General features: G+C 36.4%; 9 protein-coding genes. 4 read left to right on the top strand and 5 right to left on the bottom strand.

What is annotated here, in order from left to right:
- Nucleotides 1-65: 65 nt before the first annotated feature.
- Nucleotides 66-1,499 carry a cysteate racemase gene (locus tag B8967_RS11980; RefSeq protein WP_228406140.1) on the bottom strand — a complete coding sequence of 478 codons (1,434 nt, stop codon included), beginning with the start codon at nucleotides 1,497-1,499 and terminating at the stop codon, nucleotides 66-68.
- Between the two features lie 208 nt (nucleotides 1,500-1,707).
- Here B8967_RS11980 and B8967_RS11975 point away from each other — a divergent pair, with 208 nt between their 5' ends.
- Nucleotides 1,708-2,322, top strand: a complete 615-nt coding sequence (locus tag B8967_RS11975; protein ID WP_084086247.1) for a 4'-phosphopantetheinyl transferase family protein — start codon at nucleotides 1,708-1,710, stop codon at nucleotides 2,320-2,322.
- Here B8967_RS11975 and B8967_RS11970 read toward each other — a convergent pair.
- The 3 genes from B8967_RS11970 to porU all read right to left on the bottom strand — a co-directional run bounded on the left by B8967_RS11970 (nucleotide 2,303) and on the right by porU (nucleotide 9,948).
- The gene (locus tag B8967_RS11970) at nucleotides 2,303-4,573 is read right to left on the bottom strand and encodes an FUSC family protein (protein ID WP_047487400.1); all 2,271 of its coding nucleotides are present in this window, start codon (nucleotides 4,571-4,573) and stop codon (nucleotides 2,303-2,305) included. The genes B8967_RS11975 and B8967_RS11970 overlap by 20 nt on opposite strands.
- Nucleotides 4,574-4,828: 255 nt before the next feature.
- Nucleotides 4,829-5,992 (bottom strand): type IX secretion system outer membrane channel protein PorV, encoded by a 1,164-nt coding sequence (gene porV / locus B8967_RS11965; RefSeq protein ID WP_047487403.1) that lies wholly within the window; start codon nucleotides 5,990-5,992, stop codon nucleotides 4,829-4,831.
- A gap of 59 nt (nucleotides 5,993-6,051) precedes the next feature.
- The gene (porU, locus tag B8967_RS11960; RefSeq protein ID WP_084086246.1) at nucleotides 6,052-9,948 is read right to left on the bottom strand and encodes a type IX secretion system sortase PorU; all 3,897 of its coding nucleotides are present in this window, start codon (nucleotides 9,946-9,948) and stop codon (nucleotides 6,052-6,054) included.
- Nucleotides 9,949-10,113: 165 nt separating this feature from the next.
- On the opposite strand from porU, the gene gldJ reads away from it, so the two are divergent.
- Entirely contained in the window at nucleotides 10,114-11,715 is a 1,602-nt protein-coding gene (gene gldJ / locus B8967_RS11955; RefSeq protein ID WP_047487409.1) for a gliding motility lipoprotein GldJ, read from the top strand.
- Nucleotides 11,716-11,872: 157 nt separating this feature from the next.
- The gene (locus B8967_RS11950; protein WP_084086245.1) at nucleotides 11,873-13,144 is read left to right on the top strand and encodes a UDP-N-acetylmuramoyl-tripeptide--D-alanyl-D-alanine ligase; all 1,272 of its coding nucleotides are present in this window, start codon (nucleotides 11,873-11,875) and stop codon (nucleotides 13,142-13,144) included.
- 70 nt (nucleotides 13,145-13,214) lie between these two features.
- Here B8967_RS11950 and B8967_RS11945 read toward each other — a convergent pair whose 3' ends face one another.
- The gene (locus B8967_RS11945) at nucleotides 13,215-13,826 is read right to left on the bottom strand and encodes an NUDIX hydrolase (RefSeq protein WP_047487415.1); all 612 of its coding nucleotides are present in this window, start codon (nucleotides 13,824-13,826) and stop codon (nucleotides 13,215-13,217) included.
- 36 nt (nucleotides 13,827-13,862) lie between these two features.
- Between B8967_RS11945 and B8967_RS11940 the strand changes: the two genes are divergently transcribed.
- Nucleotides 13,863-14,252, top strand: coding sequence for a hypothetical protein (locus tag B8967_RS11940; protein ID WP_047487421.1), 390 nt, complete (start codon nucleotides 13,863-13,865; stop codon nucleotides 14,250-14,252).
- Nucleotides 14,253-14,260: the final 8 nt, after the last annotated feature.

Raw genomic sequence — 14,260 nt, 5'->3', positions numbered from 1 at the left:
TTTTCTAAATAAGTTTGCCTTTGTTTTTATTGTCAAATACAAACTTCCATCTTCCAACATTTTCTCTATTTGTTGCTGCTTTCATTTTTTGTAATCAGGACTATTTTTTTTGCAAGAATTAAGGTTGGGTCAATCAAAGGAATGTTTTTTCCGTTTTTGACAATCTTAGTTTCTATAGGAAATAGGAGAGGGAGTTCTGTACAACCGAGTATAATAACCTCGGCACCGCTATTGATGAGGAAATCTGCTGCTTTAAGAAGGCTCTCTTTACAAAGTCCCTCAGTAAACCCTGCCTTTACTCCAAATTTACCATAGATACTTTCCATGACATTATTTTGATGTTCCTGATTGGGAATAACAACATCAAATCCAAATTCTTCCAGGATATTATGGTAGACTTTACTTTCAATAGTTCCACTGGTGGCCAGTAATCCTACTTTCACTGATTCTCCAAAGCTTTCACGAATGTATTCAGCCGTTGTTGTCAGCATATTGATGATCGGAATACTTAAATGTTCCTGAATATCTTGTACAAAAGCATGGGCCGTATTGCAAGGAATAGCAATGGCGTCAACTCCTTCGGCTTCCAAACGTCTGCAAGTGGAAAACAGGGCTATACTCGGATCTGTTTCATGATAGATCAGATGGGCTGTTCTATCGGGAATCTGAGGGTTTTGCTCAACAACCATCTTAATATGGTCCTGATCCTTTTGTGCAGGTGTATTCTTGATAATTTTGTTCATGAAATCTACGGTAGCTGAAGGACCTACACCTCCTAATATGCCAAGTTTAAATGGTTTTGCGGTTATATTGCTATCATGTTCTAAAGCATAATCAGCATAGATCTGGTTTACATCAAGAATGGATATTCCCCGCTTCCATAGCTGTTCTACAATCAGAGAAAGCTCTGTGATTCCCGGCAGGATAATGTCACAGCCATTGCTATTGAGTTCCGTACAAGCTTGGTAGATATATTCTAAAGAAAGCCCGTCAAAATAACCATTTTTGATGCCCTGATCTCCATAAATAGCTTCCATTAACCTTTCCTGATGGGAAGGAAATATTAATTCATGATCCGGAATATATTGGCTCAGCATATGGCTTTCTTTGACATAATCAGATGTTAATACTCCTATTTTTATTGGAGTTTTAAATCTTGAGTTGATATATTCTGCTAATGCTTTGAAAATATTAACGATCGGAATAGAGATTTCTTTTTGAAGTTCTTCTAAAAACGAATGGCTGGCAAAACAGGGAAGAAGTACTTTGGTTAAAGACTGGGCTTCAAATTTTTTGCAGACATTATAGGTGTAATACTTTCTAGACTTTATATCTTCTTCATGATATAATGGTAGATTGATTTGGCTATAAGGTTGCTGTTCAAATACAAAGTGATACTGTAATTGATTTTTTAATACCCGTTGGTTTTTAAGTAATTTAAAAAATAAGTCACCTCCCGACAAAGTGCCAAGTCCTCCGATAACAGCAATTTTTTCCAAAATTATACTTTTAAGAATAAGAACAAATTTACCACTTTTAGTTTGGGAATCAATAGTAGAAAAACAGGTGTTTTTATAAGATTCATCTTCCTGATGCTTTTGCTGTAAATTGTGGGAGCAACTTGTAATAATTTTGATTCTTTATCTTCCGGTTTGCACCTGTTTCTATTTCCGCTTCTTTTCACTATTTTTACCCAATAAAAAAAGAATGCCCCTTTACCGAGATTTTTCAGATGATAATGCCACAATCCTTGTTTGGAAGTATGACGAAAGCGAAGAACTTGATATCCACGAGCTTCTGGAGCCTGAAAATGCTGAAAAAGTAAAGGATTACCATCCCAAAAAACTATTGGAAGTTCTGATGGTACGTAAACTTTTGAAAGGACTAAAGCCATCTTCCAAAATTCTATATAAAGAAAGAGAACCTTTTCTTTCTCCTCATGATGCGGAAATTTCCATTACCCATTCTTTCCCTTTTGCAGCTATTGCCATTTCTAAAAACAAAATAGGTATTGACGTTGAAAAATTCAATCCTAAAATTTTAAGGGTGATTGATAAATTCACTTATGAAAATGAAAGAGGATTCATTCCTGAAGATAAGGCAGATACTTTTTATACTATTATATGGAGTGTAAAAGAAAGTATGTATAAAATCCACCATTCAAAATATTGGTCTCTGAAAAAAAACTATGAGGTGAAGCCCTTTGAGCTTAAACATCTTCATAAGATTAGCTGCCGTGTGTATGACGAACAGTTTTCAGATGAGTTTAAGGCAAGAGTAGAATTTTTTGACGATTATTGCTTTACGATTGTGGAGGAGTAGCAGTAGCATGCTTCTCAATTCTGTATTTTTCAATAACTTTTCTCTGTTCCTTGGCTACATCATAAATCAGTTCCAGGATATCATGGATGTTTTTAAGTTCCGTTAAATGTGAAATTTTATCGGGATCTCTTCTGTCGATAATCTCATTTTCTTCGATCTCCGTTTTTCTTTTCAAGAGCAGGTCTTCAATGGAAGAATCTTCCGGCTCAAGACGGCTTTCCATTTTAAGAGCTTCGCTGATATCATTACCGTTGAGCAGGGTGGAAGTCTGCTGCATCTCAGCCTCAATTTTTCTGCTCCAGCTTTCGGCGTCTATTTCAGGATACTGCTCATTGCTTTTGGAGTACTGAGAAAGAGAAGCTGTATAGGCTGTGACAAGGTGTGAGGTCGCCACAAACTGATGTACTACTTCCAGTTTTTTCTGTTGGTTTTTAGGATCAGAAATCATTCGCTGAAAATTATCTGAAAGATTGGCCAAAGAAATAATTGCATTTTTTCGCTTTACCTTATAATCTTCAAGGTCAAAATTTCCTTCAAGGAATTTAGAAATCACGCTCTGGAAATAGATGAGGTTATCCGCAGCAGACTTTTTCATCAAATCTAAATTCTGGGTGTGTTCCCAAACCGGCAATACAATATAAGATACTGCAAAAGCGATAATTCCGGCAATAGCTGTATCCACCACTCTGTCTTTGAAAATAACATCTATCTTTCCAGGATTTAAGAAATTAAAACTGAGGAAAACATAGATCGTCATGAATAATACGGCCCAAAAGTACCGTCCTTTTAAAAAGCTGAAACACATGATCATGCTTATAAGCAGGATGGCAAATAAAACACCGTTGATGTGTATAAAATGCAGAATGATATACGCTATGGTTGCTCCGGTAATGGTTCCGTAGAGACGAAGCAGGTTTCTTTGCTTTGTAATGGAATAGGCCGGCTTTAGGATCGCAGTAATGGTAATTAATATCCAGTAGGTATGTCCCAGCCCCAGAAAATCAAACATAGAGAAAAGGTATCCCACCAGCAGAGCGGTAGTAATTCTTATGGCATGGCGAAAATGAGAGGATGATAATGAAATGTTATTCCTTAGCACTTTAGCATTAAGCTTAGGCTCATTCGGCATAAATTTTTTCAGATCCAGACCGGTAGATAAACTTTTTGCCAGCTTGACATCCTGGGAAAATACTTTATAAATCTCATTGATCTCTTTGGTAATTTCATTGATACGCATCAGGATCTGACGTAGGATCATGAAATTTTCCAGATTTTCTGAGCTTAATTGTTTATTTCTGAGTTCGAAGTAATTGTAATTAAGGTTCTTTAATTCAAGCTCCAGGTTAAATATGGATTTTGCTCGTGTTCCACTTTGGAGGGCAATTCCGATATTGGTGATTTCTTCGGCCAAAAGATTCAGATAATCATGAATGTTAACCAGGATCATACTGTCCTCGAAACTCTGCTGTAGCTTTTGATAATCACTCTCGGAGGTCATCAGTTTTTCATGAAGGTCCATAGAGTTCAGGAACATCAACATCAGCAAACGACTGGTCGTTGTAGATTCATTAACGATGGTTCTTGTTTTAAAAACAGTTTCCCGGGTGTCTTCCTGAAGGTTTTTTATTTCAATCTGTTTAGCGATAACCTGAGTGGTCAGTTTATCAAAATCAGGATTTTTCTGATAATAATTAGCCTTAATCTTTAAAAATTCTGCCAGTTGAAGATAGTTTTCTCCAATCATCTGGCCAGCCAGTTTATAGGGGCGGATGGTGGTTACAACAAGGAAGATGAGTAAAAACCATATACAGCCACAGGCAAAGATCAGTAAGCTTTTTAAAATATTGCTTCCCGTGAGATGGCCGTCAATAAAGATGGCGAGTACAACCAGTGATAGGGAACCTACAGCAGCCAATCTCTGGCCATAAACTCCGATCAGGGAGAAAAACATTCCAAATACAATGATTTCGAGGAGCACTAATAGTTTAAGGTCCATCACCAAGCTGGCAATAAGGGCTACAAAGACAAAACAGCAGATGGCAAAAGTGAGTGCATTTCTCCTTCGGATGAAAGGTCCCGGTTGGTCTGTAAGAGCTACAAAACTGGTTCCGAGAGGAAAGAGGAAATATTCCTTTAAAATCCCAAAGTGGGCAAGGACTAAACAGGGCAGAACAGTAGCTAATGTAATTCTAATGGCAGAATATACATATTGACTGGTTACAAATTTTTTTAGCTCTGCTGAATAGTTCATACTACAAAAATAGCTATTGAATTTAAGAAAATAGTTATAATGATGAGACTTTTGTAAACTTAAATGTTATATTTTTTTAATAGTAGGAGAGAAGCCTTGCCGGCAGTTCATTTTTGCGTTATAAAGTGAATGGTGGATTGACAGAAAAAAAATGAGACAAGCGAAGCGTATTCATGACTGATAATAAGCCCTTCTTCTGTTTCAATAAAAAAAGCCTCATACAGATGAGGCTTTTGTATTATATTGATGTTGCTGTTAACGGTCGTTATTAGATGTTTCATCTCCAATGTTCCAGGTAAGACCGAAACGAAGAGTGTTATCTAAAGCACTGTTAATTTTAGACATATTAATCAGATAAGAAAGATCAAGTCCGAAAGAACGGTAATTCAATCCGATACCAGCTGTAGCAAATTGTCTTGCTCCCTGTTCTTCACTTTCATGAAAATAACCTCCTCTTACAGAAAAAGCATTGTCGTATGAATATTCAATAGCACCACTATACATGATACTGTTTTTATTTTTGAAAGATTTTCCAATACCGGCCATTGGACCTACATTTGGAATTTCATATCGTGGCTGTCTTGTGTTAGGATCAATTCCAACATATTCAGATCCCGGAACCAAAAGTTTTGAACCTTCCACACTAATTCCCACTCTGTTCATATCATCCAGGTACATGTCATATCCAACCCCTAATCTTGCCATCGTAGGAAGATAAGATCTCGATTCTTCATTTCCTGTATAATCCAGTTTAGGACCTAGGTTCTGAACTGCAAAACCGGCATTAATTTTACCGTCATTTCCTCCTAATCCTGTGAATTTTGGTGAGCTGTAATATCCTGAAATATCTACTGCAAAAGAGTTAGCAGCCTTAAGGGTTGTATCTGTATTGAATCCACCGGCTAAGTCTGAACGGATAAATCTACCTGTTACAGCCATTGAGTATGAATCGGATAGCTTCAAAGCATAGGCAACGTCTAGAGAGAATTCATTTGGTTTTGATGTACCCATGGAAGCAATTTCAGTACCTACCAGCTGAGTAAGGTCCACCTGACCCATATTGAAATAATAAATACTCGCGGAAATAGTAGATCTTTCGTCTTGTCCCAAAAATTTATGGAAAGCTCCATATAGTAAAAATACATCGTTAGTAAGTTTTCCCATATACGGCGTGTAGTTAAGACCGATGGAAGAACTTGTTCTGCTAAAAGGATATTTTGCAGCATTCCAGAATTGTGAAAATGCATCCGGAGAGGTTACAACCCCCTGGTCTCCCATACCTCCTGATCTGGCATCTGGTGCAATTCTTAGGAAAGGTGCTCCGGTTAATACAGGACCTACTTTACCTAGATCTTGTGAATATCCTAGAAAACCAGCACTTAACCCAAATCCTAAAAGCAGTTTAGTAGTTAAATTCATATGTTGTCTTTTATATATTATCAGTTTTTTATTAATATTATTATCTATGTATTATCTAATTATTTCAAAAGTACCATTTTTTCTACAGCTGTAGCACTTCCTTTGCATTTTTCCTGATTCTGGCTTTTTGCAAATATCTTAAAAATATACGTACCTTTTGCTACTGTTGCTCCAAAATCATCTCTTCCGTCCCATTCTATTGCCTGGCGAGGTGTTCTAAAGCCCTGTAGGAACGGTTCTGCAACTACTGGCTGAGATAAAGTTCTTACCAATCTTCCTGTTATCGTGTAAATCTGTACATTCACATCCAGAATATCAGAACAGTTGTGCTCAAACTGGATATAAGTTTTATTGGTAAAAGGATTAGGCCAGTTTAATGGACGGTTGATTACCAAATGTTGATCAGATTCATCTTTAACCTCAAAATTTAACGTGGCAGTTGTCGAATTATTGTTTATGTCCCAAACTTTAAATAATAATTGGTGCTGGCCTATAGCTAAATTCCTGAAAGGGTAAGTTACATTTCCTTTTTGGTATTCGGCAAGACTTGGATTTAAACATCCGTTTCCTTCTCCTGCAGCATAAAAATCATTTAAAATAATAGTGTTGATAATTTGTCCGTCCAGATATACGGTGATATCGTGACCCACACCTGAACCTGTAGAGTTGATTCCTGTATCATCGGTAAGACAAGCCAGAAGGGTAGGGTTTTGATTGGTGATACCGCCATCAGCAAAATTGGTGTTATTCATATACAGCTTTACTTTTGGAGGCTGGTTATCATTAACTCCGTTAGGGTTAAGATCTCCTACCTGTACAGCCTGATTGTTGAAAACATCCATGACCTTATTATCAGCATATCCTAATATTCTTCCCTGTCCTACAGTATAATTAATATCTTTAGGCACATAGAATTCGGCAGTGAAAACTCCGTTTACAGCAACACCCGAAGCTTTTACAATAGGGCTTCCTTCTTCTGTATATTCTAATATAGGACTAAGGTGTCCATCATTATTTAATGTTTTTTTATTGATTCTCTTATCGAAAATATTAATAGTAACTCTTCCGTTAAAAGTATTGTTTAATGTTCCGTTCGAATTATTGATATGTCCTTTCACTTTCACAAAATCCAAACCTCTGATCAGACCTGGAACAGGAGTTTCAATATTATCAATTACCAAAAGTCTCTGAGGTCTGCTCAGTTTCATAGCGGGATCACCCAAAAGATTTACCTTTAAATGGTTAAGGTCAGCTCCTCTTTGTTTCTTTGCCGTTAAATGAGCATTTCCTAATGTTTCGAAGTCATCATTAGTCAATTTAAAGATATTTTTAGTGTAGGTATCTGTAAACTGACGTCCGTAGATTACTCCAATAGCACGGCTTGAGGTAATCATGGCTGCAGCACCGCCCTGTTTTAGCTTAATGAACTGTTCTCCTGCAGAATTAGTGGCAGGTTCATCCCATAAGGTAAATTCACAGGTAATTGTAGAAACAAATGGGAATCTGCTGTAAACATTAGAGAAGTTATTGGAATTTTGGATTTCTGTACTGGTTAATACTCTTTCCTGTGCCCAACCGTTGATCCCTCCATGTCCGAAATAGAACAGATACATACTGTTTCCGATAGCATTGGAAATAGCCTGATTAACCTGTGGGTATCTTTGTCCTGCTGCTGTACTCTGAGCAGTGAAAGAGTCCAGGTATAATTTCTTAACATTATATTCTTTCAGCTGCTGCTGTCCCGGCTGCTCAAATACATTGACCAGCGTAGTGTTCATAACATTGTGAAAAGGAGGGCCGTCGTCATTGTCATCATCTACCACAAAGTCTAACCTCATACGCCATTCTCCAAACGGACTGGATTGCCCAGGCAATGCATTATAATAAGCCAGTGTTTTGCTGATCATATCTCCGGCTTCAGAAGCATTTGATGCAGGAATTCTTCCTACCGGTATATCCGGCAGGTTACTTTCAATAATATTTGCTGTTTGCGGTTTCGTCATGACAATATAATCGTCCGTAACAAAAGAACCTACATAGTCTGAAGACTGCTCACTTTGGTAGCTGGAAACAACATTGGAATTATTTGAAACTTTATTTTTATAATCATAGGATGTATCTCCCAGAATAAATACATATTTAAGTCTTCCCTGAGGAGTATTCAGTTTTGTCACAAAATCTCTTATAGCTGTAAGATCTCTGCTTCCACTTCCAAATTCCTGATATACCTTATTGACATCTACAATTTCTACATTATAATTGTTTTTTGTCTGGTGATAGCTGGCAAGTCTTTGTGCCTGCCCCATCATTTGAGGAACCGTTAAGATCAGATAATCGATATTTTGTAAGGCAGAAAGATTTTGATTACCAATTCTCTCTACAAACTGTGGAGAAAAAGCAGCATCCGCTCTAAAAGCAACAAACTCATTATTGAAGTTTTGATCAGCAGCTATATAAGCAAAATTGAAACTTCCGGCACCCGCTTTATTTACTCTTCTATTAGCATTGGTAATATCTGTTACATCCCATACCTGTTCTATATTGGAAGCATTGGAAATGCTGAAACCATAGTTGGTATTACTTCCGCTTACCAGAGAGAAATCTCTGAAATTCATTTGTGAACCATTGTATACAAGATTCTCTTTATATTGTACTTCAGTATAATCTATATAGAATGATCCGTTAGGATTGATAGAAATATTGGGATTGTACTTAAAGGTAATTTGATTTCCACTCAGGTTGCTTACTGTTCCGTTGTAGGGAAGCAGGAAATAAAGATTATACTGGAAATTGGAAGTGTCTTCAGGAACTGCCCCTGATGCAGGGTTCACATCATTGATTTTATAATCAATTGTATTTTTTTGTGCCCTGTATCCAGCCACTCTGGTTCTGTACCTTATAACATCCGAAGGTTGTATAGGGGATTTGGTAGTAAAGGTTATTGTTTTTTCGGTAGTGAAAGGGGCATCTTCTAACCACACTCTACCTACTTTCATAAGATTTTTCTGATCATTGTTGATCACCTGGTAGTCATCATATCTTGTGATCAGCTGGTTAGGAAGATCTCCGTCGATAGTCGGAACCCTTTTACCCGGACCTTTGTCAAAGGTAATATAGTAATATGAAAAGTCTTCATATATATTTTTGACATTATCACTTCTGTCATAACGGGTATCTGTTCTTTTATAACCATTACCATTACCTCTATTATAAAGGTTATAGCCATCCGGTCCCTGAGCGTAGAAAAGAGCAAAATCACTGTCATTCCATACACCATCATCTTCACCTACCACCTGAACGGCATTTTCCTGCAATGCACTGTATCTTGGATCCTGATTAAATTCCGGAAGCATAAGACCTCCGTTTCCATATATTCTGAAATTCTTAGGATTCACAGATGCTGGGTTGATCCCGTTATCTTTTAAAAATTGAGAGGTGATCTTAAAAATTCCCGATTTATCTACCTTTATCTTATAGAAGCTTCCATTTGAAAGAGGGTTGGCTGTAGATCCTATTTTGTTTACATTATTTGTAGTGTTCAGAGCAGAGGCTTCAGAAACATTAAATGAAGATAATCTTTGAACCCGTCCTTTTACATTTTTAAATAAAGCAACATTAATACTGGCATAGCTTTCTCCCTCTAGGGTATAATATGAAACATTCGCAATATCATAATCGGGTAGGCTGCCTTTGTCCAATTCAAATAAATCCTTGTTGGAAACATTCTCCCAAATAAGGTCAGAAACTCTCAGCTGTTTTTCCCCTATTTTTTGTTTAGTTATGATAAAAATGTTATTTTGGCTAAACGAAAAACCATCATTTTTGAAATTTGGAAGAATTAATTTTGTATCACCAAAATCCTGAATTTTTGAACCATCCCATTCTATGGTGTTTCTTTGGGCCCAAAGTACTGATACAAAAGAGAATAGAAATAAAATAGTGATTTTTTGTCTCATGTTTATTATTGAAATTGCTAAATTACAAAATAAATGAAAATTTTATAATTAAATTGCGATACAATAAAATTAATTTGTTAACGTTTTTCAAAAAAATCAAATCTTTATTTGATTTATTGAATAATTTATTTTTTCTTTGTACTCTTGAAAATATTTATATCGACTATGAAAAAACTAAAGTTGTTTTCATTAATAGCATTAAGTTCTACACTTGCATTAACCAGTTGTGGCGGGTCAGGAACCAGCAAAGGTGGTGGTACCAAAAAATTTGTCAGTAAAACAGGTTGGAAGCCAAACGAAAAACAGGGTTGGTTTTTTGCAGGAAAGCAACAGAAGCAGAAGGGGTGGCCTGGAATGGTATATGTAGAAGGTGGAACTTTTACAATGGGATTAGTGAAAGATGATGTTATGCACGATTGGAATAACACACCTCGCAGAATGCAGGTAAGTTCATTCTTTATCGGAGAAACTGAGATTACAAACTATGAATACCGCGAATACCTGACATGGTTGAAGTATGTATTCCCACCAAGTGACCCTAGTTTTAAGGAAATCTATAACGGTGCTCTACCGGATACCTTATTATGGGACAACAAACTAGCTAGAAACGATTATAATGAAACGTATCTGCGTTCTCCGGAATTCGACTACTATCCTGTAGTAGGAGTTTCATGGACTCAGGCAAACAGATATTGTGAGTGGCTGACAGACAGAGCAAACGAAAAAGCTTTGATGAGCGCTGGTATTATTGCTAAAGATTTGTATATCAACGAATCTAATAACCAGGGAGGAACAGCCTTCAATATGGATAAATTCAAAGCGAATGATCCTGAAATGCAGGGTTACATCAATGAGCAGAGAATGCAGCAAAAAACTGGTCTTAAAACAACAAACCAGAGACTTCTTTCTGCAAACAGAGCTCCAAATTCTGCCATGGTACAGAAGTTCAGACTTCCTACTGAAGTAGAATGGGAATATGCTGCTCTTGGTATGGCTAAGAACAGAGAATATAACCAATACTTAGGTAAAAAACCTGAAATCGAAAGATTAAGAGGTACCAAAGGAAAAGAAAGAGGAATGTTCCTTGAAAACTTTAAAATGGGTAAAGGTGACTATTCCGGTATCGCAGGATGGAAAAATGACGGATCTGCACAAACTTCAGATGTAAGACAATATCCATCTAATGATTTAGGAGTATATGGTATGTACGGTAACGTTGCTGAATGGACAGCGGATGTTTACAGACCTATTATTGATGAAGATTACAACGACTTCAATTATTACAGAGGTAATATGCCTCAGGCTATTGTAAGAAACGGTGACGGAACTTATAAAATGATTGACGAAGGGACTATTAAGTACGATACTTTATCTGACGGTAGATTAGTGTATAAAGGACTTCCTGGACAGTTCGAAAGACAGACAATTGCTGACTACAGAAACTACAGAGACGGTGACAGACAATCTTCTTTAGAATACAGAAGAGAATCAGACTCAGCTTCATCATTCGATATGTATAATGCACCTCGTCAGAGTTTCATTGTAGATGCAGGAGGTAAAGTGAAAATGCTGAAAGACGGTAAAGACAGAACTTCAGGAATCTCTAATGACGTAAGAGTTGTAAAAGGAGGATCTTGGCAGGATACTGCATACTGGCTGGACCCGGGTCAGAGAAGATATAAAAACCAAGGCAAAGCTTATGGTTGGATTGGATTCCGTGTTGCACAGGATGCAAGAACAAACGATAAGAACAGAACTAGAAGATAATATATTTATCAAAAAATACTTAAAAAAAACCTTCCGGATTTCCGGAAGGTTTTTTTATTTTTGAATCATGAAATCGCTTTGGTTAAAAAGTCTGAAATACTCATATAGATTTGGCGATTGCATGTGACCTCTTAAAAAAATATATATATATTTCCACATGAATATAGAACAATTTTATCCTTTAGTTTTACAGGCAGGTAAAGTAACGATAGATAGTAGAAAAATAGCAGAGAATGATATTTTCTTTGCCTTTTCCGGCGAAAATTTCAATGCCGCAACTTTAGCAGAAAAAGCTATAGACGATGGTGCTTTGGCAGTAATCGTAGAACTGCCGGAATTTGAAAACAGAGATAAGAATATTTTCTATGTTCCATCTACTCTTGAGTTTTTACAGCAATTAGCAATATACCACAGAAATAAGCTTAGCATACCTTTTATAGGGCTTACAGGAAGCAATGGGAAGACTACAACAAAAGAACTGATACATGCGGTGCTGTCAGAAAAGTTCAATGTTCAGTATACCTATGGAAACCTGAATAATCATATTGGTGTTCCTCTGACTATTCTTTCTATCAAACCCGAACATGAGATCGCGGTTATAGAAATGGGAGCCAACCATCAAAAGGAAATAGAACTCCTGTGTACTATTGCACAGCCGGATTTCGGGTATATTACCAATTTTGGAAAAGCCCATCTGGAAGGATTTGGAGGTTTTGAAGGAGTGATCAAAGGAAAGTCTGAACTTTACGATTATCTTACATCAAACCAACGGACCATTATCGTTAATGAAAATGATCCTATCCAGATCGAAAAAACGCAAAACTACCCATCTACCATCACTTTTGGAAATGAAGGGTCAGATTATAACTTTGAATCTTTCTCAGAGGAACACTTTGTAGGTTTGTCTTATCAGAATGTCAAAGCTCTTTCAAAACTGACAGGAGATTATAACTTCACCAATCTTTGTGTAGCGGCATGCTTTGGGCTTCATTTCGGAATTGGCTTTGAAAAAATAAAACATGCTATTGAGCAGTATACCCCGACGAACATGCGTTCACAGGTGGTAAAAAAAGAGAATAAAACATTGGTATTGGATACTTATAATGCTAACCCAAGTTCTATGACAGTATCCCTGAATAATTTCATCAGCTTTGAGGGGCGTAAAACCATTATTATTGGAGATATGCTGGAATTGGGTGCTGAAAGCGAAAAGGAGCATCAGAACATCTTAAAACTGGCCCAGGATTTAAATTTTGATGAAATCATTACGGTAGGAAAACACTTTAAAGCAGTGAATTCTTCAAATCTTGCTTTTGAAGATACATCATCATTAATTGAATACCTGAAGCAGACTCCGATTCAGTCTGAAAATATTCTTCTAAAAGGATCCAGAGGGATAGCGCTAGAAAAGGTGATCGACTTTATATAGTCTGATAAAAAAACAAAAAAGGCTGGAAGTTTAAGTTTAATAACTTCCAGCCTTTTTATTTCTTTCAGGGCTACAGATTTTTCGAATTCCAAAAATCTTTTACAATCAGTTTAATATTTTTGAAAGTGCTTGGAAACACTTCGTTTTCTATTTGCTGTCTTTTTTTCCATGCCACTTCAGTAATCCCTTCTTCCGCTTGAGGTTTAAACGTATCTTCTCCACTAAAATTCATCTCAAACCAGTGGGTGCATTTTAGTATTTTTTCACCGTTTCTTTCCACATAAATATGGTAAGTGGTATTAATGAACTGTACGAGTTCTACGTCTTTAAGACCGGTCTCCTCTTCAATTTCTCTTACTGCAGATTCCTCCTGAGATTCACCTTTCTCCATTTTACCTTTAGGAAGATCCCATTTACCCAGCCTTTTGATGAAAAGAATTTCACCTTCAGGATTGCTTACAATTCCTCCCGCTGCTTCAATGATCCTGAATAGCTTTTGAAATTCCTTCCAGATCTCATCAATATTCTCACCGAAAACATTGAGTTCTTTTACAGAAGTATTCTCTAAAATATCTAATGCAATCTCTAAAGTTGTGAAACTTTCGTACCCAATACTTTTTTCAAGTTCCTCGGGATGCTTAGATACTAATAATTTTTTTTCGTTCACAAAAACTTTATACATTTGTAAGAATTAAGAATTTAAATACAAAAATAAAAAATGAATTTAGAAGGACGAAAGATTATTGTTAATAAATCATCTAAAGAGCTGTCAGAATTATTGAAGTCTCCAGAAAATTATAAAGAATTTATGCCGGATGGTCTTCAGAAATTTGAAACAAGAGACAACGGTTTTAAATTCGGATTACAGGGAATGCCGGAAATTGCATTGAAAATAGATGAAGTTAATGACCAGAAAGCAATCTTGAAATCAGCAAGTTCAAGTTTAGACTTTACATTAACAGCAACTTTAAACCCTATTAATGAAAATCAGACAGAAGTACAAATGCTTTTTGAAGGGAAGTTTAATCCATTCATCAAGATGATGGTAGAAAAGCCGTTACAAAATTTCATTAATGCATTGACTGATAAGATCGAAGCTTACAAATAAATAAAAAC

Source organism: Chryseobacterium sp. YR221, assembly GCF_900176315.1.
GTDB classification, from domain to species: Bacteria; Bacteroidota; Bacteroidia; order Flavobacteriales; family Weeksellaceae; genus Chryseobacterium; species Chryseobacterium rhizosphaerae.
This window is presented reverse-complemented; position numbering and strand designations above follow the sequence as displayed.